This is a genomic window from Nocardia sp. NPDC024068 (assembly GCF_040638875.1).
Taxonomy (GTDB): Bacteria; Actinomycetota; Actinomycetes; order Mycobacteriales; family Mycobacteriaceae; genus Nocardia.
The window spans coordinates 57,765-82,713 of sequence record NZ_JBEZYU010000011.1 but is presented as its reverse complement, the minus strand read 5'-3'; the positions used below and the strand labels follow the sequence as shown (position 1 = coordinate 82,713).

Sequence of the window (24,949 nt, the reverse complement as noted above, 5' to 3'; positions counted from 1 at the left end):
ATGGGTGACACACGGATCGGTTATACGACACGCGGATTGGTTACTCTAGGACCGAGTCAGGGAGGTCGTCAATGCCCATCAAGTACCGCCAGCGCAAATCCTTCGGACCGTTGAAACTCAATTTCACCCAAGCGGGTCTGTCCTCGTGGAGTATCAAGATCGGCCCGTGGTCGTGGAATTCCCGTACCAAGAAGAACAGCGTCGACCTGCCGGGTCCGCTGAGCTGGCGGCAGCGCTGACACCTCGCCGCGGGTGCGCGGCGTGCGGCCGCGCCTCAGAACGGCCGTAGCTCGATCACCACACCGCCCTGCTGCCAGGTCTGGTACAGATCGGCCTGCTCGGGTTCGCCCGTGGAATCGAAGCCGATCCCGTTGTAGCCGGCGTTGGTCTTGTTGTCGCGGGCGATGACCGCGAACAGGCGCATGACATCCTCTTCGCCGCGATGGACGTGCGGGTCGAAACGCTCGGGTCCGGCGCCGCGGGTGACGGTCAGCGGTGTGCCCGGTTTCAGGTTCTTCACCCACGGGCGCAGAGCCGTACCGATCAGCAGCGTGGACCCGTGCGGTGTGTAGGCGACCGGAATCTGATAGGTGCGGCCCGATTTCCGGCCCACCACATGCAGCGTCATCAGCCGTTTGCCCACCACCGTGGACAAACCGGGTACCCGCAGCAGTGTCCGGACGATCTTGTTGGTGAAGGCCTGCGTGCGGCCCGGGGACCGGGGCCCGTCCGTGGTAGGCGTGCCGTAGGGGTTGGGCGCTTTCGCGTCGTCGCTCATAGGACCAGTATCGGCCTCGGCGGACGCGACGGAAACCGGCGCGCTGGGGCACGGGCGGCGGGACGGACTGCGACGGGTGGCGCCGGTCCGCCGTGCTAGAGGACCTGGTCGAGGAACTTGCGCAGCCGGGGCGTTTCGGCGTTGTCGAAGAGGGCGGCGGGTTCACCCGATTCCACCACGACTCCGGCGTCCATGAAGACGACGTGGTCGGAGACGCTGCGCGCGAAGCCCATCTCGTGGGTGACCACGATCATCGACATACCGCCGGCGGCCAGTTCGGACATCAGGGCCAGCACCCCTTTGACCAGTTCCGGGTCCAGGGCCGAGGTGGCCTCGTCGAAGAACATGATGTCGGGTTTCATCGCCAGCGCGCGGGCGATCGCCACCCGCTGCTGCTGCCCACCGGACAGGTTCGCGGGCCGCGAATCGGCTTTACCGGCGAGCCCGACGATCTCGAGTTGTTCCAGGGCCAGCGCGCGGGACTCGTCCTTGGACAGACCGCGCAGTTTCCGCGGGCCGAGCGCGATATTGTCGGCGACGGTGCGGTGCGGGAACAGGTTGAACTGCTGGAAGACCATGCCGATGCGCTGGCGCAACCGGTCGGGGTTCTCGGTGAGCACCGATTCGCCGTCGAGCAGGATATCGCCGGAATCGGGTTCGTGGAGCCGGTTCAGCACCCGCAGCAGGGTCGATTTACCGGAGCCGGACGGTCCGATGACCGTAGTGGTCCGGCCGGCGTCGACGTGGATGTCCACGCCGCGCAACACCTGGTTGTTGCCCAGCCGGAGATGGAGTCCGGTCCCGGTCAGTGCGGCGCTCATATTATCCCCGGCCTTCCGTGATCGTGGCCTGCTCGACCGGGTCGACCGGCTGGTCGGGTCGCCCGGTGCGCATCCGCCGGTCGATGTAGTTCACCAGGTGGGTGAGGGGGATGGTCAGCAGCAGATACACCAGACCGGCCGCCACCAGCGGGGACAGGTTGCCGGTCTGGGCGTTGAGATCGCGTCCGACCGCGAACAGTTCACGCTGGGTGGCGAGCAGACCGAGGAAGTAGATCAGGGAGGAGTCCTTGATCAGCGCGATGAACTGGTTCATCAGGGCCGGCAGCACCCGGCGTACGCCCTGCGGGATCACCACCAGGGTCATGGCCTGCCGGTAGCCGAAGCCGATCGCCCGCGCCGCCTCGAGCTGGCCGGGTTCCACCGATTGGATCCCCGAGCGGAAGATCTCACCGATATAGGCCGAGGCGAGCAGTGCGAGCGCGACCGCGCCCAGCCAGTACGGGTTGTTGCCGGTGAGGTTGCCGACCACCGGTCCGACCCCGAGCCCGATGAGCAGGATGATGACCACGGCGGGCAGCCCACGGAAGATATCGGTGTAGATCCGCGCCGGCCAGCGCAGCCAGCGGGTCCGCGAGATTCCGGCCACCGCGAGCAGCATGCCGAGGACTGTGCCGAGAACGCCGGAGACGAGGGCGAGGATCAGCGTATTCGGCAGGCCGGTTGTGAACAGGTCCGGGAACGCCTGGCGATACAGCGACCAGTCGAAGAAGGTGTCGCCCAGCTGTTCCAGGGTCGATTTCGGCGCCTGCTGCGCCTGCTCCTCGGGCCCGCGTTCGGCGGCCAGGGCCGCGAAATCGGGGAGTTGCGGGGCGGGCGCGGCCTTGGACCCGGGTTTCCACCCGGGCGGCAGTTCCCGGGGTACCCAATCGCTGTAGAGGCGGGCGTAGGTGCCGTCGGCGATCACGGCGTCGAGTCCGGCGTTGAGGGCGTCGGTGAGCGGTTTGTTGTTCTTCGGGACCGCCCACGCCGCGAAATTGTCGAGGCTGAAGGAGTTCTCCACCACCGAGGTGGCATCGCCGGGGGCGATTGCGCCTTCGGCCTGCGCCGAGGGTGCCACCCAGGCGTCGACCTGACCGGTTTTCACATTGGCGTAGGCGGTGTTGTAGTCCGGGAATTTCACCGGGTCCAGACCGAGTTCGTTGACCACGTACTCGTCCTGCACGGTGCCCTGGACCACCGCAACCCGCGATCCCGGGCCGAGGTCGGCGAAACCACGGACCGGGCTGCCGTCCTTGACGACCAGCGAGAAGTAGCCGAAATCGTAGCCGTTGGTGAATCCGACCAGTTCGCGACGGGCGTCGGTGGTGGTGATGTTGGAGGAGCCGGCGTCGAACCGCCCGCCGGCCACCTGGGCCAGCAGGCCCGCGAATTCGGTCCCGGAGAATTCGACCTGCAGCCCGAGCTTCGCCGCCACCGCGCGCAGCAGTTCGTTGTCGAAACCGGTGAAGGCGCCGCGGGAGTCGACGCAGATACTGGGCGGGGCGTCCGACAGGGTGCCGACGCTCAGCACGCCGGGCCGGAGCAGGCCGAGCCGGGAGATATCGACCGAGTCCACCGGCACGGTGGTCTCGGTGGTGAACCTGTCCTCGGATCCGGCGCCCGGGGCGGTGAGATTCTCCGGCGCGGCCGAGGCCGCCTCGGGGCCCGGCGGCGCGCACAGATCGCGGGTGGCGGTATCGCCGCCGCCACCGCATGCCGTGGCCAGCAGGGCGACGGCGAGCAGTATCGCGGCGAGCAGCGCACGGGCGCGCGGAGCGGGCAGAGCGGCCATGATCGACAACCCTAGCCCCCGGCGCGGCCATGGCCGGGGCACAGTCCCGGGTGTGCCCGTTACCGTGGCCGCGCCGCGCAACTACGGTGAACAGGCGATATCGGGGTCGGGTCCCGGTTTCGCTCAGTGCGAGCCGGATTCGGCCAGGCGCCCGTCCGCGGCCGCCGCCGCGTCGGTGGTGCCCGTCTCGAAGAAGGTGCGCGGCACGTCCTCGAGCATGGTTCGCAGCTGCCGTGGTTCGATGCCGCGGTCGAGCACATAGGGGAAGACGTCCTCGAACAGATGCGTGTAATGCCACTGCGGCAGCACCGCCTCGCGCATCGAGGGTTCCATCCAGTCGATATAGCAGTTGGCGTCCTGGGAGAGCACCATCCGCTCGGCGTACCCCCGGCGCAGCATCTCGATGAGCGTATCGGCACGGGCCTCGAATGTGGTGTCGAGATTGATCCCGAACCGGTCCATGCCCAGCACGAAACCGGCGTCGGCGAGAGTGGTGAGGTAATCGAGGTCGGTGGTGTCGCCGCTGTGCCCCAGCACGATCCGGCCCGGGTCGACGCCCTCCTCGGCGCACAGGACCCGTTTGACCTCGAAACCGGACCCCGAATCCGGGTGGGTGTGCACGGTGATCGGAACGCCGGTCTCGTGGTGGGCGCGGGCGACCGCCCGCATCACCCGCTCGACGCCGGGAGTCAGTCCCTGGGCATCGATCGCGCATTTGAGCATGCCCGCCTTCACCTCGGTGCCGGCGATCCCGTCGCGGATATCGGCGACGAACAGGTCGACCATCGGGTCCGGGACCTGGGCGCCGACCATCGCGTTCAGCGCCGGACCGCGGTAGTGGAAATAGAAGGGCACATCGTCGTAGGTGTAGAGGCCGGTGGCGACGATCAGCTGTAGCGGGATCCGGCGGGCGATCTCGGCGATCCGGGGAATGTAGCGGCCCAGGCCCACCACGGTGGGGTCGACGATGGTGCGCACCCCGGCGTCGTAGGCGGCTGTGAGGCGGCGTACCGCGTCGTCGATGCGCGCACTGTCGGAGCCCCATTCCGACGGATAGTTCTGCTGCACATCGGAGCTGAGCACGAAGACGTGTTCGTGCATGAGCGTGGTGCCGAGATCGGCGGTATCGGCCGGGCCGAGAACGGTGTTGATCGGGGACACAGCGAACGTCTCCTGACGGGGCGGGCGCGCGCGGGCGCGCCTGGACAACTGGGGATGGGGGAGTCCGGCGAGACCGGCCGGAGGCCCGGCAACGGCACTGGAATCGGGTAACGCCGCAGGTGATGGCCGGTTTCCGGGATAGCCCAACTCTAAGTCGCCGCAGTCGGCGCGGACCATATTCCGGCGGCATGAAAGGCCGGCGAGCATTTGTGCGCGGCGCACAGCCCGGGAGGGGCCCGGTTCCGGCGGCTACCGCGCCCCTTCGACGGTGGTCCCGCGTCAGCGCACCGGTTCTTCCGGGCGCAGAATCGCGGCGCCCAGCCGCTGGGTGGCCTGCAGCGCGAGACGGAGATGCAGATCGGCGTCGGGGGCTTCCCGGCCGCCGCCGAGCAGACCGGACGCCTGCCGCACGCGGTACTGCACGGTGTTGCGGTGGACGGCCAGCTGCTGGGCGGCCGCGGCGTAACTGTGGTTGTGCGCGAGGAAGACCCGCAGGGTCTCCCGCAGCCAGTGATTGCGCTGATTGTCCACCGCGAGCTCGCCGAGCGTCTCGGCGACGAATTCGCGCAGCGATTCGATATCGCGCGCCAGCAGCGCCGTGGCCGCCACATCGGCGTAGGCGATCACTTTCCCGCTGCCGGCACCGCCCGCGAGGGCGAGGTGCCGGACGCGCTCGGCCTGGCGGACGCCGCGCCGGAACCCGTCGATACCCGGGGCACATCCGCCGACCGCGACGCGTACCGGCAGATCCCGCTCGTCGAGTTCCCGTTCGACAGCGGCGGCATCGACGATGACGGGCCGGGCCACCGCGAACCACAGCCGGACCTCGTGCTCGTCCACCGGAACCATCAGCGTCGCCCGCACCCGGCCCAAGTGCCCGGCCAGCGCGGTCCGGCACCGGTCGAGAACGGCGACGGCGGTGGCGGCGGTGAGTTCGGCGCCGGTCCAGGCGTGCAGCGCGAGGTGGTATCCGGTGAGTGGATACTGCAGGACCCGTTCGGCTTCGGTGAGATCGGCGGCGGTGCCCTCCAGCAACCGGGTCACCCACTGCTGCCGCAACCCGCTCCGGCTGCTCACCCAGCGGTCGCGCTCCTGTTCGTAGGCGACCGTGACCTGCTCACAGACCCGGTCGATGTAGAGCGATGTCCGGTGCACCATCCGGACGATCACGGGGGTGGTATCGAGACCGCCCAGTTCTACCGCGTAGCGCATCGCGGCATCGAGGAAACCCGCCTGGCCGACCCGGTACGCGGCGATCATGGCCGATACCGGTACGTCGTGCTGCGCGAGGGCACGGGCGTACACCACCGCCCGGTCCGGGGCCCGCACCCCGTCGCCCTCGTCGTCGTCGCCACGCAGGAATTCCAGGGCGGCGGTCAGGTTGTCGCCGGTACCGGCCTCCATCAACTCCCGCAGCCGTGGGTCGCGGTCCAGAACGGGGACCCGGCCACGCATCTGAGCAGACAGTTCCTCGATGAACCGGTCGCGCTCGCCGGCGAACCGGTGGGCGATCCGCTCGATGATCTCGTCGGCTCGGCGCGTGCCGGACAGCTGCTCCACCGTGACATCATCGCCGCTCCGCGCGCGATACGTACGCCGATCGCCCGATGGCACGCACGCGGGCGGGCGCATCGCGGTCGCACCGGCGGAGGGGAACGGGGTCGCCGACCGGTACCCGGGCCGATAGAGTCGGCGGGCAGGCGACCGCCGGGGTACCGGTTAGGCGCAGGTGCAGGGACGATACGGTACGGGCGGCTCCATGAAGATTTCCGCGGGTGCTCCGGGATGGTACGAGGCATGTTCGCAGACCGAGCGCGCCAACACGGTCGCGCTCGCCGCCACCCGGTGGAAATGGTCGGTGGTGTGGTCGGTCCTGTCGGGGGTGGGGCTGGCGCTCGCGCTCGGCCTCGCGGTCGGCGCTCTGTTGCCGCTGCGGTGGCCCGTCTCGGACATTCCTTTCGGGGTGTGGACGGTCGCACTGGTCGCGCTGTCGGTGGATCTCGCCGTATTGGTGCCCAACGGGATGGCCTGGTCGCGGGTGGGGCTGGTGTTCTCCGGCGCCGCCCCGGATTCGCTGGTGCTGCCGTTCCGGTGGTTGCGCTGGGTGCCTACCTCGCTGGTGTCGCTGTTCGGCACCGTGGCCATGCTGGTGGTCGGTGTGCACCCGCTCGCGGAGTACGGCGAATCCGGGTTGCGCGGACTGTCGTTCACCGACTGGCTCACCGCGGTGGTCGCGGTGCTGTGTGTGCTGTGCGGACTGTCGACGTTGTGGCTGAAGGTGCTCCTGCGGCCGGTGCGCAGTGGCCCGTAGTGGGCCGCGAGGGCCGCGGTCAGTTCAAGGGGCTGCGCCGTTCCAGCAGGACGGCGTCGCGCCAGCGTCCCTCGAACCGGCCGATCCGTTCCCGGATGCCGACGGTGCGGAACCCGGCCGCGTGATGCAGTGAGATCGCGATGCGGTCCTCCGGGAACACGGTGGTCTGCAAGGTCCGCAGACCGGCGTCTTCGGCGGCCAGCACCTGCTGCCGGAGTAACGCCGCGCCGGCGCCGCGGCCTTCCATGGCCTCGGTGACCATCACACAGCTGTCGGCGACGTCCTGGTAGAAGTCCTCGTCGGAGACCGGGCTGAGCGCGGCCCAGCCGGCGATCCGGCCGTCGATCTCGGCGACCCAGCGGTGCCGCGGGAGCCATCGGCGATCGAGCGCCTCGGGCTCGGGGGCATCGGCGGCGAAGACGGCCGGATAGGCGGTGCCGCGCGCGGCGTAGATACCGCGGACGGGCGTCCAGTCGGTATCGGCCATGGCCCGCACCGTCACATCGTGGGGCAGGTCCTCGGGGCAGGGCGGTTGCGGGGTGAGGATTCCCATCACGGCATCGGCGGTATGCGGGAGTTCGGTGCACCGGTGCGGGTTCACCGTGACGAGGGTGGCCGTGCCCTCTTTGTGCACGGTGACGAAACCGGCGTCGGTGAGTTTGCGGACGTGATGGGAGATGGTGGGCTGCCCGACGCCGAGCGCCTCGGCGATCTCCCCGATATGGATTCCGGCCGGGCTGGTGGCGACCTGATGCAGCAGGCGGACCCGGGTGGGGTCGGCCAGACAGGAAAACCAGCCGGCGTAGAGGGTCGCGTCGGCGACCGGTAGCGCGTCACCGCGTTCCGGGTCCCGCACGACCGGCGGTTCCAATGAGGTCATGGGGCCACTATATCGACGAGAAAATCAGGGAGAATAAATTTTCCGTGAGGGTGTTTATCCAGTCTTGTCGATGATGCCGGCCGCTCTTGTTTCGCGACCTTTTCGCGGCCTCGCGGTAACGCTTTCGTCGCTCAACCGAAATGAGAACACTTCACCTCGCTCCCCGGCTTCCCGCCCAGCATCGATGGTGTTCGATGCAGTGCTGTGAACAGCAATGACATTTATGGGATTCGTAGTGGAACAGAGGAGTCCCGGATGCTTCGGGAGGAAATATTCCGGCGCCTCGAAACCAGAGTGATCATCTGCCGGAGAATTGTAAAATCCCCGATCTTTTCGTCGTCTGGATCGCTTTTTCCGGAGGCTGCGACGTCTGTCGGATTTGCATCCCGGTACGTTCGCCGGAGATTTTCCGGTCCGGGAGCGGGACCGGCGGCGGCGCGGTTTCCGGTCGTAACGCGTGCTTGCCCGATGATTGCGGAACCGGAGACTGTCTCGGACAATCACATTCGGGTATACCGGCGAGTCGCCGACCGATGATCTCGCCGACCCCGCACACCGGCCGTAGATGCCGGGCATCGGGCGGCCACCGTCCCGGACGGCATTGCAGGAAACCGTCGGATGACCTTACTGTGTAAGGATGAGCAGCGTCGCTTGTGCCGGCAGTGCCGGACCAGAATTCCGGCGGCTGACCTCCGCTCTCACCAGGGTCTATGGTGGCCGCAAAGGTGTGGGCGCGGCGTTGGCGGTGTACCGGCACGGGGAACCGATCCTGGATCTGTGGATCGGGGAATCCGCGCCCGACAGACCCTGGACCCGGGACACCGGGGCAATGGTCTTCTCGGCGACCAAAGGTATCGCCTCCACCGTCGTGCACCGGCTCGCCGACCGCGGACTCCTCGACTACGACGCTCCGGTGGCCGAATACTGGCCCGAATTCGGCTGCAACGGCAAACAGAACATCACGGTCCGGCAGCTACTCACCCATTCGGCGGGGCTGTCCGGCGTCGGGTCGCTGGCGGTGCACGGGTCGGAGATGCTCGACCACGAACTCATGGCCGAACGGCTGGCCGCCGCCGCACCCGACCGGCTCCTCGGGGTCCCCGCCTATCACGCCATCACCTTCGGCTGGCTGGTCGCCGGGCTGACCCGGGCGGTGACCGGGTCGAGTATGAAGGAGTTGTTCCAGCAGGAGATCGCGGCACCGCTCGGGATCGAGGGCATCCATCTCGGCCGCCCACCGGCGGGATCGGTCACCATGGCCGCCGAGAGCTTCGGCACCGGATTCTCCTTCGCGGGCACCCCGCGCGGGGCGCGGCTGGTGGCCCTGCTCCAGGGGATCCCGGGCGCCCTCGGCGTGGGTAGCCGCTCACTGTTCATCCCGGGCGCCGAAGCCATCCTGACCGGCCCGAACCCGCCGGTGCTGGATACCGAGATGCCTGCGGGCAACGGGGTCTGCAGCGCCAACGGCCTGGCGGCCATGTACGAACCGCTGGCCTGCGCCGGCCTGGCCGGCGGCCGGCGCTACCTGTCCGGCGCGGCCATCCAGGCCATCCGGCGGATCGAACGCTATCGGCCGGATACCGGCCTGTTCATGTACCTGGGCCCGCTCTGGCATCTCGGCTACCACTCCATGCCGACCGTCGGCGCACCCCGGGCGTTCGGCCATATCGGGCTCGGCGGGTCGTTCGGCTGGGCGGACCCCGACAGCGGGCTTTCGGTCGGGTTCGTGCACAACAGGTTGTCGCTGGAAACCCTGGCGGTGGATCAGCCCGCGTTCGCCTGGCTGCTGCCGCTGGTGATGGCAGGCGCACGCTCGGCCCGGCGGATCGAGCGGCGCACCGCGCCCCGGGAAGTCGCTGCCTAGACCGGCCGGTCGTTCCGGGCCGGCCGGGGCGAGGCTCAGGTCAGATAGCGGTAGGCGGGTGAACCCGGTTCCAGCCGCTCACAGCGGATCGGCGACCGGTCGATCCGGTCCAGCAGCGACGGCAGGCCGGCCCGTTCGCCCAGTTCGATGCCGACGAGCGCGGCCCCGGTCTCGCGATTGTTGCGTTTGACGTATTCGAACAGCGTGATGTCGTCGTCGGGGCCGAGGACCTCGTCCAGGAACCGGCGCAGCGCACCGGGTTCCTGCGGGAAATCCACCAGGAAATAGTGTTTGAGACCCTGATGCACCAGCGAGCGTTCGATCACCTCGCCGTAGCGGGAGACGTCGTTGTTCCCGCCGGAGATGAGGCAGACCACGGTCGACCCGGGCTCCGGCGCCGTCTCGAGCAGCGCGGTAACAGCGAGTGCGCCCGCGGGTTCGGCGATGATCCCCTCGTTCTGGTAGAGGTCGAGCATGGCGGTGCAGACCGCGCCCTCGTCGACCCGCAGCAGCCGGAACGCACCCGCGCCGCTGGGAGATTCGGTCGCGGTGAGCAGCGGCAACGATCCATGGGAGACCACCCGCCCGCCGAATTCGGCGACGGCGTCGAAGGGCACCTGTCCGATCCGGCGCACCGCGGCACCGTCGACGAACGGGTCCACGTCGGGCAGCGTCACCGGCGCACCCGCGACCAGCGCGGCCGTCATGGAGGCGGCCCCGGCCGGCTCGACACCGAGGATGCCGGTCGAGGCGGAGCGTTCACGCAGATAGGTGCCGATTCCGGCGAGGCAGCCGCCGCCGCCCACCGGGACGATCACCAGATCGGGGGGTGATTCCAGCTGGTCGAGGATCTCCGCGGCGATGGTGCCCTGACCCGCCGCGGTGCGGGTGTCGTCGAACGGGGGGACGATGGTGGCCCCGGTGCGCCGGACATCGGCGGCCGCGGCCGCCGCGGCGGCGTCGAAGGTTTCGCCCACCGCGATGAGCTCGACGAATTCCCCGCCGTGCACCCGGATCCGGTCACGCTTCTGCTTGGGTGTGGTGGTCGGGACGTAGATACGTCCGGTGATTCCCATCGCCCGGCAGGCGAAGGCCACGCCCTGCGCGTGGTTGCCGGCACTCGCGGTGACCACGCCGGCCGCCCGCTCGGATTCGCTGAGCTGCACCACCAGGTTGTAGGCGCCGCGCAGCTTGTAGGAGCGCACGACGGTGAGGTCCTCGCGTTTGAGGTACACCCGCGCGCCGGTCAGCTGAGACAGGCGGGGGCACAGTTGTAGCGGGGTCGGCTCGATGATGTCGGCGATGCGTTTTGCTGCGGCGTCGATCTCGTCCGCGGTCAACGCAGGACGGGCTTCTGGCAGGTGAGTGAGCACATCGGACACCCGCTCCATGCTGCCACCCGCCGCGCCGGTGGCATGCGGCGGGTGGCCCTGGACTGGGATTTCGTTCCCCGGGGCAACGGTCTGCCCCGCCGCGACGCGGGCGGCGCGTAAGTCTCCGGAGGGTCAGCGCGGGGTCAGGACGAAGAGCGGGATCTGCCGATCGGTCTTGCGCTGATAGTCGTCGTAGGGCGGGTAGGCGGCGACGGCCCGCTCCCACCAGACGGCCTTCTCCTCGCCGAAGACCTCCCGCGCGGTGTAGTCCCCGGACACGGTGCCGTCCCGCAGTTCCACATGCGGGTCGGCGATGAGGTTGTAGTACCAGACGGGATGTTTGGGCGCGCCGCCCAGCGAGGCGACGACGGCGTACTCGCCGTCGTGTTCGACCCGCATCAGCGCGGTCTTGCGTAATTTGCCGGTCTTGTTCCCGACCGAGGTGAGGACAACCACCGACATCCCCTGCATGGTGGTGCCTTCGGTGCCGCCGGAATTCTCGATCTGCTCGGCCTGTTCGCGGGCCCAGTCGGATGTGGACGGTGCGTACTCTCCAGTCAATGGCATGTCACGGGCAACGCCCGGGTCGCGCCGTGTTGTTCCCGGACCCCGCCGCGACGGAGCCGGCGACGGTGCGCGTGACGGTTCGGGGCGGACGTGTACCGGGGAGTATGTGTCCGGGAAGACAAAAGTTCGATGGACCGAAGTCGGGTGTCACGGGTAGCCTGAACAGATGACCGCATCGCCTACCGTCGATATCCGGACCGGTGGTTCCACCGCGCCGGGGGTCGATATCGCGGGCTCGCGCTGGCCGCTGTACAAGCTGGAGGCGCTCGGGGCGGGACTGCTGGTATTTCTGGTGCCGGTGGTGATCCTCGGTTCCGCGCAGGCCGGGGTGCTGCTCGGTGCCGCGGCCGGCGCGGTGTTGTGGACGCTGGGATGGTGGCGCGCCGCGCGGTGAGCGCGGGCGTAGCGCGCATGTCCGCCGGTTCCTGCGGTGAGGCGGGAACGCGTACTACGCTGAGCCGAGTTGATCGCCTGTCCAACCGGCTCCGGGTCGATATCCAGGGCCCCGAGAGCTACGCGAGCCGCATTCATGACCGATCGAGTACATGCCTTCACCGACGACGCGCTGGGTGAATACGACACGGTGGCGCTGGCCGAACAGGTCCGTACCGGGGCGGTGAGCCCGGCGGAACTGGCCGACGCCGCGATCGCCCGCGCGGAAACGGTGGATTCGCGGCTGCACGCGATCGTCTACCGCCCCCGGCGGCCGCGGATCGCCGGCACCGATACGGGGGTGTGGTACGGGGTTCCGGCCTTCGTGAAGGACAACGCCGATGTGGCCGGAATGCCCAGCTGCCACGGCAGCGCCGCGATCACCCCGCGTCCCGCGGACAAGGACGACCGGTTCACCGCGCAACTCCTGAGCACCGGGCTGACCGTGCTCGGCAAGACCGCCCTGCCCGAGTTCGGGTTCATCTCCACGACGGAATTCGAGCACGGCGAACCCACCCGCAACCCGTGGGACACCGGATACACGGTGGGCGGTTCGTCGGGCGGCTCGGCGGCGATGGTGGCGGCGGGAGTGGTCCCGGTCGCGCACGGCAACGACGGCGGCGGCTCGCTGCGGATCCCGGCCGCCTGCGCCGGACTGGTATCGCTGAAGCCCAGCCGGTTCCGGCACCGGGACAACGCCCAGGCCCGGCAGCTGCCCATCAAACTGGTCTCCGAAGGTGTGCTGACCCGTTCGGTGCGGGATCAGGCGGCCTATCACGCCGCGGCCGAACGCTACTGGCGTAACCCGAAACTCCCGCCGATCGGGGCGGTCGAGGGGCCGTCGGACCGTCCACTGCGGATCGGCCTGCTCACCACGGCCGCCAACGGGCGGGAACCGGATGCCGCGACCGCCGCGGCCGTCACGGCCACCGCCGGGATCCTGGAGAAGGCCGGGTATGTCGTGGAGCCGATCGCCACGCCGGTAGCGGCGAGCCTGGTCGAGGATTTCCTGCAGTACTGGGCGTTTCTCGCGCAGATGTCCGGGACCACCGGCAAACTCGGGCACGGCCGTTCCTTCGACGCCTCCCGGCTCGACCCTTTCACCCGCGGGCTGGCGGCATCCTTCCGGCGGCGCCTGTTCGCGACCCCCGGCGCCCTCTACCGGCTGAACAAGGCCCGGGCCGACTACGACGCCGTACTCACCCGCCACGACGCGATCCTGTCGCCGGTGCTCACCCACACCACCCCGGAGATCGGCTATCTGAATCCGGCGGTTCCATTCCCCGAACTGCTGGAGCGGGTGACGAATTTCGTGGGCTACACCCCGGTCAACAATGTCACCGGCTCGCCCTCGATCGCGGTGCCCGCCGGTCTCACCGAGTCGGGCCTGCCCGTCGGGGTCATGCTCAGCGGGGCCTACGGGGACGAACGGACCCTGCTGGAACTGGCGTTCCTGCTGGAGGCGGAGAATCCCTTCCCGCGGATCACCACCGCGTCCTGACGCGCTCCGCCCGGCGCGCTCCGGACGGTCTCAGCGGACCAGGAGCGCGACCGGGAGCCGCGCGAAGAGTTTCTCGGTGCGCGCGCGGTTCTGGAAGGTGTGACCGGTGAGCCGGTCGGTCCACGACCCCGACGGCAGCTCGATATAGGTATCGCCCCAGCCGGTTTCGCCGATCGCGACACTGTGCCGGGTGACGGCCACGATGATCTCGGGTTCCGCGCCGACCCGGCCGCGTGCGTAGGCCACCAGTTTGTCGGCGTGCTCGCCGTATCCGAAGGTGGGCGTATAGGTGCCGCCGACGAAACATTCGGGGCGTTCGCGGCGCAGCCAGAGCGCGTACGCCACGATCCACATCTTCGCCGCACCCGTGATGTCCAGCGGCGGGGTGGTGGTGAGAGTGTGCAGCAGTCCGGCGCGCGAACCGAAATCGACCGGACGGCGATTGTCCGGATCGACCAGCGAATCCTCCCACAGCTCGCAGCCCTGATAGATGTCCGGAATCCCCGGCGCGCACAGTTGCAGCAGCTTCTGTGCCAGCGAATCGGACCAGGCGTGCGGGGCGAGATCGTGGGCGAGGTCGGTGAGCTGCCGGCCCACCGGGCCGTCGATCACCTGGTCGAGCCAGATATGTACCGCGTTCTCGAAGTCGACGTCGGGATCCTCCCAGGAGGTGTGCTCGCCGGATTCCCGCATCGCCTTCTCGGCGAAACGGTGCACCCGTTCGCGCAGCCCCGGAACCGAGGGGGCCGGGCGGCCGTCGGCCGGCCACATACCGAACATGTTCTGCAGCAGGAACAGGGCGGTCGCGCCGTCGGGTGGGGGGAGATTCTCCAGCCACAGCGTTACCGCGCGGGCCCACATCCGCGGGACTTGGGACAGCACGCCGATCCGGGCCCGCACATCCTCACCGCGTTTGGTGTCGTGGGTGGACAGTGTGGTCATCGAAGCCGGCCAGCGCCGGGCCCGGGAGGCGTTGGCGAGATGGAATTCGTTGACCGTGCGGCCGAAGCGGGCCGGGTTGCCGCCCATTTCCTGCAGTGATACCAGCCGGACCGCCCGGTAGAAGAGGATGTCCTCCACGGCCTTGGCACCGATCGCGGTGCTCACCTGATGGAGCCGGTTCCAGGCGGCGCCGCCCGCGGTGATCGCGGTGGCCAGGATGGACAGCGGGACCCGCAGTTCGGCATTGCGCTTCTCCACTTCGGCCAGCACCGCGCTGATCATCCCCGCCAGCGGCGCGTAGTCGGCGCGCGCGACGGGCAGGAAGGACAGCACTTCGATGGTGGCGTTGGTGAGCGCCATGGTGTCGAAGTCCTCGGCCCGGGCGTCCTGTTTGATCGCGGCGACCAGGCGGCGGATCTCGGGGCCGAGAATGCTCTCGGCCACCGCCCGTTTGATGCGGTGTTCCTTCTCCCCGACCCAGACCCGGTCGCTGCCGTGGCCGGTGATGTGGCGGGACAGTTCGGTCAGGATCGGTTCGCCCGCCGGTTCGAGCAGTACTCCGCCGAAATCGGCGATGCTCTCGTAACCGGTGGTGCCGTCGATGGGCAGGGTCGGATCCAGGGGTTCGCGGTTGGCCAGGGTCTTCTCCACCAGTAGCAGCCGATTGGGGCCGATCAGCTGGCGCAGCCGCTGGAGGTAGCCGGCCGGGTCGGTCAGGCCGTCGGGATGGTCGACCCGGACACCGTCGATCAGATCGTGTTCGCACCAGGCGGCCAGTTCCCGGTGGGTGGCCTCGAAGACCTGCGGCTCCTCCTGACGCAGTGCGGCGAGGCCGTTGACCGCCAGGAAACGGCGGTATCCGCAGATTCCGGAGCGCCAGCTCACCAGCCGGTAATGCTGTTTGTCGTGGATACGCAGCGCGTTGTCGCCGTCGGTACCCGGGGCGATCGGGAAGCGCAGGTCGTGCAGGGCGAGCCGGGGTTCGGGGCCGGATCGGTCCACGGTGAGGGCGGCGGGGTCGTTCTCACTGCGCAACACCGGCAGGGCCAGCCGTCCGCCGACGCCGTTGCCGGGGCTCCAGTCGATATCGAAGAACGAGGCGAACTGGGATTTGCGGCCGTACTGCAGGACATGCCACCACCACAGATTCTGCTGCGGATCGGCGACTCCCACATGGTTGGGGACCAGATCCATGATCAGTCCCATGCCGCGATTGCGGACTTCGTCGGCCAGGGATTTCAGCCCCAGCGGGCCACCGAGCGCAGGGGAGACGGTGGTGGGGTCGGTGACGTCGTAGCCGTGCGCGGAGCCGCGCGCGGCCGTCATGACCGGGGAGAGGTACAGGTGTGAGACACCCAGTTGCTGAAGGTATTCCGCGATGGCGGCGGCCTGGGCGAACGGGAGTCCGTCGGGTCGCAGCTGTAGCCGGTAGGTGCTGCGGACCGGAGTGGCGCGCGGTGGGCGGCGAAGGCTCGGCGGGTCTGCGGGCATACGGTTTCTCGGTGGGGTCCTGAGGTGGCGCGGCGGGGAGGTGAGTGCCCGGTAGGGCGGGCCGGGTACGGGACTACCGCAGTCGGGGTGGGTACCGGGCAGGGTCCGGTTGCCGGGCGCGGGCCGGTGCGATTCTCGGCGGTGCCGCTTCCTCGGGCAGTGGATCGGACGCGTGCATGGACATGACCCTAGCGCGATTCCGGCGCCGATCGGTCAGGGGCTGTTGGTCAGATGTTCAGTTCACCCGGAACTATGCGATCCACCGGCGTGCGTACCCGGTTCGCCGGGCGATTGCCGCCAGACCGCCCAGGATCCATCGCTGCAGCACGGCGGGGATTCCGGCCAGGTAGCCGTCCTGGAGTTCCCAGAGCAGGCCCAGTGCCAGCGGGTTGCGTGGTATCCCGCTACCCAGCGTTGCTCCCGATTCGTCGAGGGCGCTCCACAGGGTGAACATCTGCCAGTGCCGCAGCGGCGGCCGGATCTCGTGGTCGAGGACCGTATCGGTCGCCAGGTTCCAGAATTCGTGCACGGCGCGGGCCGGGGCATGCACGGTATCGCCGGAGTGGGCCTCGATATCGCGTCCGTCGATCCGGAACCGCAGCGCGCCCTGCCGGACCGTCCACCGTTCGGCGAGCACCGGATGCCAGTGCGGACCGGCCTGCCGGCCGGGCGTGGGCAATTCGTGCCGCAGCCTCAGATAGGGGCCCTCCTCGTCGGTGCCTCGAGCGAGCACCGTGATGCGGTGGCCGTTGCGGAACGTGAGGACCCGGGCTGTCATGCTTCAATTAGAAAGGTAACCTTCATAAAATGTCAACCATGCCCTCGCTGCTGAAATTGCTGGTCCTGGCCACCCGGGCGGTGGAGGACGAGCTGAATGCCGAATTGCGTGCGCGGTTGCCGGGCGATCTGCGCCCGGCGCACTACGCCGTCTTCCGTTATCTGGATCCGGCCGGTTCGCGGGTCGGGGACCTGGCGGACGCCGCCGGGATGACCCAGCAGTCCATGGGGGAACTCGTCGGCCGGCTCGAGGCGGCCGGGCTGGTGCGCCGGGAGGTGGACCCCGGCGACCGGCGGGCGCGGCGGGTGGTGTGTACGCCGGCCGGAGACGCCGCCCTGCGCCTGGCCGGGGTCCGGCTCGCGGGAATCGAGGAGCGGGTGCGCGCCGATGTGGGCGCGGACGGGGTGGCGCGACTGCGCGAGCTGCTGGCCGGGGTGGTCGCCGTACTCGACGGGTCCGATGACGCGATGAGTGGGTGATCCGGTCCGGGCGCCAGGCCCCGGTGTGTAGGGGAGAGTCGCGGAATGGGTAACTTGAACACTGTTCAATACGCCGTGCTCCCCGCGCGGCCCGCGATGTGGAGGAGCACCGGTGACCGCAGTCCCCGCACCCCTTACCGCCGCGCGGATCTCCGCGCTCGACGCTCGGCACGTCTGGCATCCCTATGGGGGGTTCCCGGCCACCACCGAACCGCTCGTCGTGGCCGCGGCGTCCGGAACCCGGCTCACCCTGGCCGACGGCCGGGAACTCGTGGACGGTATGAGCTCCTGGTGGGCGGCGATCCACGGATACCGGCATCCGGTGCTCGACGCGGCATTGCTGGCGCAGGCGGGACGGATGAGCCATGTGATGTTCGGCGGGCTCACCCACGAACCCGCGGTGCGGCTGTGCGAGCTGCTGGTGCGGCACACCCCGGCCGGACTGGAGAAGGTGTTCCTCTGCGACTCCGGGTCGGTATCGGTGGAGGTCGCGGTGAAGATGTGCGTGCAGTACTGGCGTGCGAGGGGCCGGCCGGGTAAGCGCCGGCTGCTCACCTGGCGCGGCGGGTATCACGGCGACACCTTCACGCCCATGAGCGTGTGTGACCCCGAGGGCGGTATGCACGCGCTGTGGACCGATGTGCTGGCCGAACAGCTCTTCGTCTCCGCGCCGCCGGAGGAATACCGCGACGACTACGTGCGCGAACTGGAATCGGCGGTGGCCCGGCACGCGGCCGAACTGGCGGCGATCGTGGTGGAACCGGTGGTCCAGGGCGCGGGCGGGATGCGCTGGCACGACCCCCGGTATCTGGCCGAGCTGCGCCGGCTGTGCGACGAATACGGGGTCCTGCTGATATTCGACGAGATCGCCACCGGATTCGGCCGCACCGGAACGCTTTTCGCGGCCGAGCACGCCGAGGTGGCGCCGGATGTGCTGTGCGTGGGCAAGGCCCTCACCGGTGGCTATATGACACTTGCCGCGACACTGTGCACCGACTGGATCGCCGCGACCGTGAGCGCCGCGCACGGCGGACTCATGCACGGCCCGACCTTCATGGGCAACCCCCTGGCCTGCGCGGTGGCGGTGGCCTCCGTGGAGCTGCTGCTGTCGCGCGACTGGCGGGGCGAGGTGCGCCGCATCGAAACGGAACTGCGCGCGGGCCTGACTCCGGCGCGCGATCTGCCCGGAGTGGCCGACGTCCGGGTGCTGGGTGCCATCGGAGTGATCCAGTTGACGCGTCCGGTGGATATGCGCGCCGCCACGGACGCGGCGATCACGGCGGGCGCCTGGTTACGGCCGTTCCGCGAGTTGATCTACGCCATGCCGCCGTTCGTCGCCGATACCGCCGATATCGCCACCATCACCCGGGCGATGGTGGCCGCGGCCCGTACCGGCGCGGACCCGGCGCATGCGGCAGACGTGACCCGGTAGCCGCCGGAGGGGACGGCTACCGGGTCACGTCGGCGGGGTCAGTGGGGGACCGGGGAGCGGAGCTCGTCGTCGTGGGAGCCGTATTCGGCGAAGGCCCGGGCGTAGCGGGTTCCGGCGACCAGCAGCAGGATGCCGACCACCAGGAAGGCCGCGACCCGGACCACACCACCGAGGGTGGCCAGATCGAACAGGAACAATTTGGCGAGGGCCGCCGCGGTGAGCAGCAGGCCCGATGCCAGGGCGGCCTTGGCGGTCTGCGCCGAATCACCGTTCATCGCACGGAGTCCGAACAGGAGCGCGGCCAGGGCGGTGGCCATCCAGGCGATGGTGGCGACGCCGTGCCCGATGCGGAACCCGTCGGCGGCTCGGGCCGCGACGCCGGCCGATACCGCGGCCGTGGTGACCAGGTACAGCCCGGCGACCCCGAATACGATCCACGACAGTGTGGTGGCGGAATCGCCGCCGCGCCGCCCGGCGAACGGCCGCAGCAACGCCCACAGCGCCACCGCGACGAGCCCGAGCCCGGCGATCGCGGACGCCGCCGTCCCGGAGCCCAGCTGCCGGACCGCCGACGATTCGGTGGTCAGGGTGTACGGCCCGGCGATCGCGAGGAAGGCGAGCCCGCCCGGAATCGCGAAGCACGCGCCGATTATCGCGGCGATCTTGTGACCGGTCTGCCCGGCGATCGCCAGGCAGCAGGCCGCCACCGGGAACAGTGCCAGCGGCAGCGTCGATTCGGAGGTGACGGTCAGGCAGGTCTGCAGCAGCGCGAAGGAACCGGCGATCGCGGCGACGGCCGTGACCTGGCCCGGAATCCGCACGATCTCCCGGATCCGGGGGAGCAGGGCGGCAGCGGTGACGGTCAGGAGTACCGCCGCGTAGGCCGCGGAGATCACCACGGAGGCCGGACGATCGAACAGTGCGGGCGCGGAGAGCAGCGGTGTGGTGGCCAGCGCGAAGGCCGTCGCCGACACGATATCGCCGGGCCGACGCCGCCCGACCACGATGGCGCCCACCAGCCCGACCGCCGCGACCGCCACGGCGGCGGCGAGTACCGATCCGGCACGGTCCCGGCCGGGAGAGTCGACAACCGCGGCGACGATGGCGATATGGGTGGCGAGCACCGCGGGTACGGTGCGGACGACGTGCAGGAAAGACCAGTCGAACCGGTACTGCACCGGGACGCAGGCGAGTTGGAGCACGATCAGGAAGGCCGGCAGGGCCAGTTCCACGGTGACGATCGGCGCCAGCACTGCCGCGCCCGTGACCACCAGCACGGCCAGCGCCTGCGAACGCCACTGCATCGCCAGGCCGACCCCCGCCGCCGCGATTCCGAGGGCGGCGACGAAACCCGGAACCGGTGCCAGCCAATCGTAGATCGTGGTCATCGCGATGACATCGAGGTAGGCGCCGGCGAATCCCGTGGCCGCGAGGGCGATTCCGCCGACCCGTCCGCCTGCGCGGTGATAAACCCGCATACCGGCGCCCACCAGCGCGGCAGCGAGAACACCGCCCGCCACGACGCGGGGAATCGGCCCGAAGATACCGGCCTGGGCGGCCAGCACCAGCAGCATCACCACCCCGATGAGGGTGACGCCCACTCCGGCGACCGCGAGAATCCGGCTGATCACTCCTTCCCGCTGCCACCACGGAGTCGGTGGCGGTCCGCCGGGATCGTTTCCGGGAGCAGAGGTGCGGGACGGGATCGGTGGAGTGGTCATGGCGGCCTCATAACGTGCCCGCGACGGGAGCGGCGGGCGGGGTTGCGGATGGGGGCGTCCGGCGATGCCGGAGAACTGGGTGGAAGCGGGCGACGGTGGGCCGGGTTGCGCCGGCGCGGGTGGCACTCCCCACGGCACTGTGGTGGGCCGGGTCGGGGCGGGGGGCGGTGCCGGCGGGTCGGTGCCATGGGTGGGTTGCCCGGGTGCGGCCGCTCCGGAATCCGGTACGGCCGCACCCGGGGCACCCGGTGTGTGCACCCCGCCGACGCGCACACCGGGCGACGGCGTCGCATCCGGCGCGGTGCCGGTGGGCGAGGCCGTGGTCCGCTCCGGCCGATCGGCGCTGCCGGTCTCGTCCGGTGTCGCCCGGTGTGCGGCCGCGTCCGAGGCGCCGCGCGCCGGGGCTCCGGCGGCGGCCGAGGGCGTCCGGTCGTCGGCCGTGACCTGTTCTCGCAGCGATTCCAGATCGCGGCCCAGGAGGCTCAACCGGTCGCCGAGAGTAGTGAATTCACCGGCGGCGGTGGTCAGCGCGCCGGAGAGGCGGGCGATCAGCGCCGGGTCGATCGAAGGCGTCATACCTCGATGGTCTGCCGCCGGGGTCCGGAAGAGATGAGTAGGACTACCCGGTTGCGCCGCCGGGATATACCCGATTCGTCGGGGTGGCCACTACTCCCGGACTAGCTCTCCAGGCCCTGTTCGATCACGTAGCGGGTGAGTTCGACACGGTTGGCGAGCTGCAGTTTGCGCAGGGTCGCCTGGACGTGGTTCTCGACCGTCCGGTGGCTGAGGTCGAGCCTGGTGGCGATCTGCCGCGCGGACAAACCCTTCGCCACCAGACGCAGGACCTCGGTCTCCCGGTCGGTCAGGGCGGGGCGGTGCGGGGCGGCGGGATCGGCGGGCGCCGCGGCCATCCGGCGGTATTCGCCCAGCACCAGGCCCGCCAGCCCCGGGGTGAACACCGCCTGTCCGGCGGCGGTGGCGCGGACCGCGGCGATGAGTTCGTCGGCCGACGCGCTTTTCACCAGATATCCGGAGGCACCGGCTTTCACCGCCTCGAGCACATCGTCTCGCTCGCCGGAGGCGGAGAGCACCAGCACCCGGCTCTCCGGCGAAACCCGCAGGACGTCGGCGGTGGCTCCGGCGCCGTTGCCATCGGGCAGTTGCATATCCATCAGGACCACCCGGGGACGGGTCGCGGCGGCGCGGCGAACCGCGGCGGCGGCGTTCTCCGCGGTGGCGGCGACTACGAACCCGGCTTCGCCGAGGTCCCGGGAGACCCCCTCGCGCCAGATGGGGTGGTCGTCGACCACCATCACCGAAATCGTTTCCGCCGGTTCCTCGGTCACCGTGGCCGCTCCTTCCGGATCAGGCGTTGCTCCCATCGTGCCAGAGCGGCTGTCTCATGGGCGGCCGGTCCGGGTGCGGGTGCCGGCGCGACACGCCCGATCGCCACCGACGGGCGTCCCGTGCGAACTTCACCGACGGGCGTCTCATGCGAACCTCACCGTCGCGGGATTCGGAACTCCCATTCCGTCCCCTCTCCGACGACGCCGGCGGTGAGCAGATCCGCCCGGCCCTCCAGCGCGGCGATCCGGCCCGTGATGGAGCGCGACACACCCATCCGGCCCTCGTTCTCGGCCTCGGCCAGCCGGCCGGGAGGTATCCCGATGCCGTCGTCGCGGACGCTCACGATGAGTTCGGTGCCGGTGTCCTCGAGTAGTACGTAGGCGCGTGCCCCGGTTCCGGCGTGCAGTTCCACATTGGTGAGGGCGGCGGCGACCGCCGCGGCGATCTCCTGGGCCCGCCACCGGCCGATCTGCACCGGTTCGCCGGGTGTCGAGACGACCACCCCCGGGGTGGCGTGCGCGGTGAGCAGCGGCCGCAGATCGACGGTGGTCTCGCCGGTATCCGCACCGCCGTCCTGTTCGGAGATCAGCCGCCGCAGCGCGACCTCCTGTTCGCCGGCCCGTTGCGCCAGTTCCGCTGCCGGGCCACCTATTTCGGTGCCGCGGCGTTTGATGTAGGCGAGGATCTGCAGCACCCCGTCGTGCACCTGCCGGGCCAGCCGTTCGCGCTCTTCGGTGGCGGCGGTGAGCCGGACGGCGTGCTGGAGCTGTTCCTGGGCGCGGCGTGCGGTGCTCGCGGCCAGCCCCAGCGCCAGCCCCACCGAGACCAGGACCGGCGCGGTCGCGTCGGCCCAGAGGTCCTGACCCCACTGCTGCCGCATGGTGACGATCGCCGCCGCGATCAGCAGGCCCGACGCGACACCCGCGACCGGTCCGCGCAGGATCGCCGCGGAGATCACCGCGTTCGCCGACCACATCGTGGTGGGTAGCGGCTGATGTCCGTGATACCAGTCGAAATCGGCGACCAGCGGGGTCGCGGCGATGAGGCCGACGACCACGATATGGTCGCCCAGCACGACGAGGGTCCGGATCCGGGCGGTATCGGGAGTGGGCCACCGGGCCAGCAGCAGCGCCGACAGGCCCGACCAGACCACCATGAGCGCGATGAACAGCCAGCTGAGCCGCTGATTCTGGTAGTACTGCACCGACGCGGCCTGCTGGCCCACCGCGTAGAGCAGGGTGACCAGCCGGAATGCCTGGACCGCCCGCCACAGCGGGGCGGTGGCGGCATCGGCCGGATCGGGCCGGGCCGGCCGGTCGGCCGAAAGTCGCGAGCCCATAGCCGAACTCTAGGCAGTGGCGCGGGCGGTCACCGGAGGAACGCGGTGATCGGTATCGCCCGCGCCCAGATACCGGCGCGTCCAACCCGGTGCGAACCAGCCCGGCGCCGCCGCCGCGAACCGGCCCGGGTGCCAGGACCCGGCACCCGCCGGGACGGCGCCGATCAGGTCGGCGCCGGTAACGCGCGGCAGGTTGGTGCGATTGGTACGCGCTGCCAGATCCGGTTGTTCGGGCCACGCACCCACCACCAGGCCCGCGCATCGCACCCCGGCCCGATCCAGTTCGCGGGTGGTGAGTTCGGTGTGGTTGAGCGTCCCGAGGCCGGGGGCGGTGACCACCAGCACCGGGGCTGCCAGTTCGCGGGCGAGATCCAGCAGTGTGAATTCGCCGAGCCGCACCAGCAGTCCGCCGGCGCCCTCCACCAGCACCACCTCGGCGTCCGCGAGACCGGCCAGGGCGGCGGTGGTCTCGGCCAGAGTGAGCAGCGGGGCGCCGCACCGGCGGGCCGCGGTATCGGGTGCCAGCGGGTCGGGGTAGCGGGCCGGTTCCACGGTCCGGGTCACCCCGGCGAGCCGGGCGATCACTTCGAGATCGCCCGGTTCTCCCGCCGCGACCCCGGTCTGGGCGGGTTTGCATACCGCGACGGTGCGTCCGGCCGCGCGCGCGGTGGCGGCCAGGGCGGCGGTGACCACGGTTTTGCCGACCTCGGTGGAGGTTCCGGTGATCAGCAGCGGCATCATACCGGCGCCGCCACGGTGTCCCGGGCCCGGACCAGCAGCGGGCGTAGCACCGCCGCCAGGGTGCCGAGATCGGCGGGGGACAGGTCGGCGCGCGCGGTGAGCCGCAGCCGGGAGGTGCCCTCGGGCACCGAGGGCGGGCGGAAACAGCCCACCCGCACACCGTGCGAGCGGCAGGCCTCCGCTGTCGCGTAGGCGATCGCGGGGTCGCCGAGTACCACCGGGACCACCGCCGATTCGGGGGCGGGCACCCCGGCGATACGGGCGATCCCGGCGGCATTTCCGAGCACGCGACCGGCGAGCCCGGGGTCGCGGCGCAGCACGCGCAAGGCGGCGCGGGCCGCGCCGACCGCGGCGGGCGCCAATCCGGTATCGAAGATCAGGGTGCGCGCGCTGTCGACCAGGTGGGCGCGAACCCGTTCGGCGCCCAGTACGACACCGCCCTGGGCGGCCAGCGCCTTGGACAGGGTCGCGGTGACCACCAGGTCGGGTTCACCGGACAATCCCAGCTCGTGGACCAGCCCGCGGCCGCCGGCGCCCCGGACGCCGAGTCCGTGTGCCTCGTCGACCAGCAGAACCGCACCGTGCGCCCGGGTGACGCGGTGCAGTTCGGCCAGCGGGGCGAGATCGCCGTCGGCGCTGAAGACCGAATCGGTGAGCACCAGAGCGCGCTCTTCGGTTCGTTCACCCAGCAGGCGGGCCACCGCGGCGGTATCGCGATGCGGCGCGACGGCGACCCGGGCCCGGGAGAGCCGGCAGGCGTCGACCAGGGAGGCGTGGCATCCGGCGTCGGAGACGATCAGCGCGCCCCGCCCGGCGAGGGCGGTGACCGCGCCCAGATTGGCGGCGTAACCGGAGGCGAAGACCAGCCCCGCGGCGAACCCGGTGAACTCGGCCAATTCGGTTTCGAGGAGTTCGTGATCGGCTGTGGTCCCGGTGACCAGCCGGGAGCCGGTCGAGCCGGCACCCCAGCGGCGCACCGCCTCCACGGCCCCGGCGACGACCTCGGGATGGCGGGTCAGCCCGAGGTAGTCGTTCGATGCCAGGTCCAGCAGCGATGAGTCCGCCGTGCGTGGGCGCAACCGGCGCCGTAGTCCGGCGGTTTCCCGCGCGGCAGCACGTTCGTCGAGCCAGGCCAGGGGATCGGAGGTCACGAGGGCACCATACTTGAACACCGTTCAAGGTGGAATCCCGCGCCGAGC

22 protein-coding genes are annotated in these 24,949 nt (G+C 70.2%); 7 read left to right on the top strand and 15 right to left on the bottom strand.

All coding sequences use genetic code 11. The features are described from left to right. Nucleotides 1–71: 71 nt before the first annotated feature. Nucleotides 72–239, top strand: a complete 168-nt coding sequence (locus AB0F41_RS12930; RefSeq protein WP_357423164.1) for a DUF4236 domain-containing protein — start codon at nt 72–74, stop codon at nt 237–239. A 35-nt stretch (nt 240–274) separates the two neighbouring features. Here the strand turns inward: AB0F41_RS12930 and AB0F41_RS12925 are convergent, their stop codons facing one another. The 5 genes from AB0F41_RS12925 to AB0F41_RS12905 all read right to left on the bottom strand — a co-directional run bounded on the left by AB0F41_RS12925 (nt 275) and on the right by AB0F41_RS12905 (nt 6,112). Further along, nucleotides 275–778, bottom strand: a complete 504-nt coding sequence (locus AB0F41_RS12925) for a hypothetical protein (RefSeq protein ID WP_357423162.1) — start codon at nt 776–778, stop codon at nt 275–277. Between the two features lie 95 nt (nt 779–873). Beyond that, nucleotides 874–1,599 (bottom strand): amino acid ABC transporter ATP-binding protein, encoded by a 726-nt coding sequence (locus AB0F41_RS12920; RefSeq protein WP_357423160.1) that lies wholly within the window; start codon nt 1,597–1,599, stop codon nt 874–876. A gap of 1 nt (nt 1,600) precedes the next feature. Then, entirely contained in the window at nt 1,601–3,391 is a 1,791-nt protein-coding gene (locus AB0F41_RS12915; protein ID WP_357423158.1) for an ABC transporter substrate-binding protein/permease, read from the bottom strand. Between the two features lie 123 nt (nt 3,392–3,514). Then, nucleotides 3,515–4,552 carry a phosphotriesterase-related protein gene (locus AB0F41_RS12910; RefSeq protein ID WP_357423156.1) on the bottom strand — a complete coding sequence of 346 codons (1,038 nt, stop codon included), beginning with the start codon at nt 4,550–4,552 and terminating at the stop codon, nt 3,515–3,517. Nucleotides 4,553–4,831: 279 nt separating this feature from the next. Further along, nucleotides 4,832–6,112 carry a helix-turn-helix domain-containing protein gene (locus tag AB0F41_RS12905; RefSeq protein ID WP_357423154.1) on the bottom strand — a complete coding sequence of 427 codons (1,281 nt, stop codon included), beginning with the start codon at nt 6,110–6,112 and terminating at the stop codon, nt 4,832–4,834. 199 nt (nt 6,113–6,311) lie between these two features. On the opposite strand from AB0F41_RS12905, the gene AB0F41_RS12900 reads away from it, so the two are divergent. Next, complete coding sequence (locus AB0F41_RS12900; protein ID WP_357423152.1) at nt 6,312–6,863, top strand: hypothetical protein; 552 nt, start codon at nt 6,312–6,314, stop codon at nt 6,861–6,863. A 19-nt stretch (nt 6,864–6,882) separates the two neighbouring features. On the opposite strand, the gene AB0F41_RS12895 is transcribed toward AB0F41_RS12900, so the two are convergent. Then, on the bottom strand, nt 6,883–7,743 hold the full coding sequence (locus tag AB0F41_RS12895; protein ID WP_357423150.1) for a metalloregulator ArsR/SmtB family transcription factor: 861 nt from the start codon (nt 7,741–7,743) through the stop codon (nt 6,883–6,885). Between the two features lie 637 nt (nt 7,744–8,380). On the opposite strand from AB0F41_RS12895, the gene AB0F41_RS12890 reads away from it, so the two are divergent. After that, nucleotides 8,381–9,607, top strand: a complete 1,227-nt coding sequence (locus AB0F41_RS12890; protein ID WP_357423148.1) for a serine hydrolase domain-containing protein — start codon at nt 8,381–8,383, stop codon at nt 9,605–9,607. A 35-nt stretch (nt 9,608–9,642) separates the two neighbouring features. Here AB0F41_RS12890 and ilvA read toward each other — a convergent pair whose 3' ends face one another. Both ilvA and AB0F41_RS12880 read right to left on the bottom strand, forming a co-directional pair. Then, nucleotides 9,643–10,998 carry a threonine ammonia-lyase IlvA gene (gene ilvA, locus AB0F41_RS12885; protein ID WP_357423146.1) on the bottom strand — a complete coding sequence of 452 codons (1,356 nt, stop codon included), beginning with the start codon at nt 10,996–10,998 and terminating at the stop codon, nt 9,643–9,645. A gap of 114 nt (nt 10,999–11,112) precedes the next feature. Next, on the bottom strand, nt 11,113–11,547 hold the full coding sequence (locus tag AB0F41_RS12880) for a nitroreductase family deazaflavin-dependent oxidoreductase (RefSeq protein WP_357423144.1): 435 nt from the start codon (nt 11,545–11,547) through the stop codon (nt 11,113–11,115). A gap of 166 nt (nt 11,548–11,713) precedes the next feature. Here AB0F41_RS12880 and AB0F41_RS12875 point away from each other — a divergent pair, with 166 nt between their 5' ends. Together AB0F41_RS12875 and AB0F41_RS12870 are read left to right on the top strand one after the other, a co-directional pair. Next, nucleotides 11,714–11,941 carry a hypothetical protein gene (locus tag AB0F41_RS12875; protein ID WP_357423142.1) on the top strand — a complete coding sequence of 76 codons (228 nt, stop codon included), beginning with the start codon at nt 11,714–11,716 and terminating at the stop codon, nt 11,939–11,941. A 135-nt stretch (nt 11,942–12,076) separates the two neighbouring features. Next, entirely contained in the window at nt 12,077–13,480 is a 1,404-nt protein-coding gene (locus AB0F41_RS12870) for an amidase (RefSeq protein ID WP_357423140.1), read from the top strand. A gap of 30 nt (nt 13,481–13,510) precedes the next feature. Here the strand turns inward: AB0F41_RS12870 and treY are convergent, their stop codons facing one another. Together treY and AB0F41_RS12860 are read right to left on the bottom strand one after the other, a co-directional pair. Next, a complete protein-coding gene (treY, locus tag AB0F41_RS12865; protein WP_357423138.1) occupies nt 13,511–15,913 on the bottom strand; it encodes a malto-oligosyltrehalose synthase in 2,403 nt (800 codons plus the stop codon). A 250-nt stretch (nt 15,914–16,163) separates the two neighbouring features. Next, nucleotides 16,164–16,691 carry a cupin domain-containing protein gene (locus AB0F41_RS12860; protein ID WP_357423136.1) on the bottom strand — a complete coding sequence of 176 codons (528 nt, stop codon included), beginning with the start codon at nt 16,689–16,691 and terminating at the stop codon, nt 16,164–16,166. Between the two features lie 38 nt (nt 16,692–16,729). On the opposite strand from AB0F41_RS12860, the gene AB0F41_RS12855 reads away from it, so the two are divergent. After that, nucleotides 16,730–17,170 (top strand): MarR family transcriptional regulator, encoded by a 441-nt coding sequence (locus tag AB0F41_RS12855; RefSeq protein ID WP_357423134.1) that lies wholly within the window; start codon nt 16,730–16,732, stop codon nt 17,168–17,170. A 112-nt stretch (nt 17,171–17,282) separates the two neighbouring features. After that, a complete protein-coding gene (locus AB0F41_RS12850) occupies nt 17,283–18,602 on the top strand; it encodes an adenosylmethionine--8-amino-7-oxononanoate transaminase (RefSeq protein WP_357423132.1) in 1,320 nt (439 codons plus the stop codon). A 38-nt stretch (nt 18,603–18,640) separates the two neighbouring features. Here AB0F41_RS12850 and AB0F41_RS12845 read toward each other — a convergent pair whose 3' ends face one another. From AB0F41_RS12845 to AB0F41_RS12825, 5 genes are all read right to left on the bottom strand, one after another. Next, the gene (locus tag AB0F41_RS12845) at nt 18,641–20,899 is read right to left on the bottom strand and encodes a DUF2339 domain-containing protein (protein WP_357423130.1); all 2,259 of its coding nucleotides are present in this window, start codon (nt 20,897–20,899) and stop codon (nt 18,641–18,643) included. A 101-nt stretch (nt 20,900–21,000) separates the two neighbouring features. Then, a complete protein-coding gene (locus tag AB0F41_RS12840; protein WP_357423241.1) occupies nt 21,001–21,636 on the bottom strand; it encodes a response regulator transcription factor in 636 nt (211 codons plus the stop codon). 188 nt (nt 21,637–21,824) lie between these two features. Next, nucleotides 21,825–23,009 (bottom strand): DUF5931 domain-containing protein, encoded by a 1,185-nt coding sequence (locus AB0F41_RS12835; protein WP_357423128.1) that lies wholly within the window; start codon nt 23,007–23,009, stop codon nt 21,825–21,827. 9 nt (nt 23,010–23,018) lie between these two features. Next, complete coding sequence (gene bioD, locus AB0F41_RS12830; RefSeq protein ID WP_357423126.1) at nt 23,019–23,750, bottom strand: dethiobiotin synthase; 732 nt, start codon at nt 23,748–23,750, stop codon at nt 23,019–23,021. Then, the gene (locus AB0F41_RS12825) at nt 23,747–24,901 is read right to left on the bottom strand and encodes an 8-amino-7-oxononanoate synthase (protein ID WP_357423124.1); all 1,155 of its coding nucleotides are present in this window, start codon (nt 24,899–24,901) and stop codon (nt 23,747–23,749) included. Before AB0F41_RS12825 ends, bioD begins: the two co-directional genes overlap by 4 nt. Between the last annotated feature and the right edge of the window lie 48 nt (nt 24,902–24,949).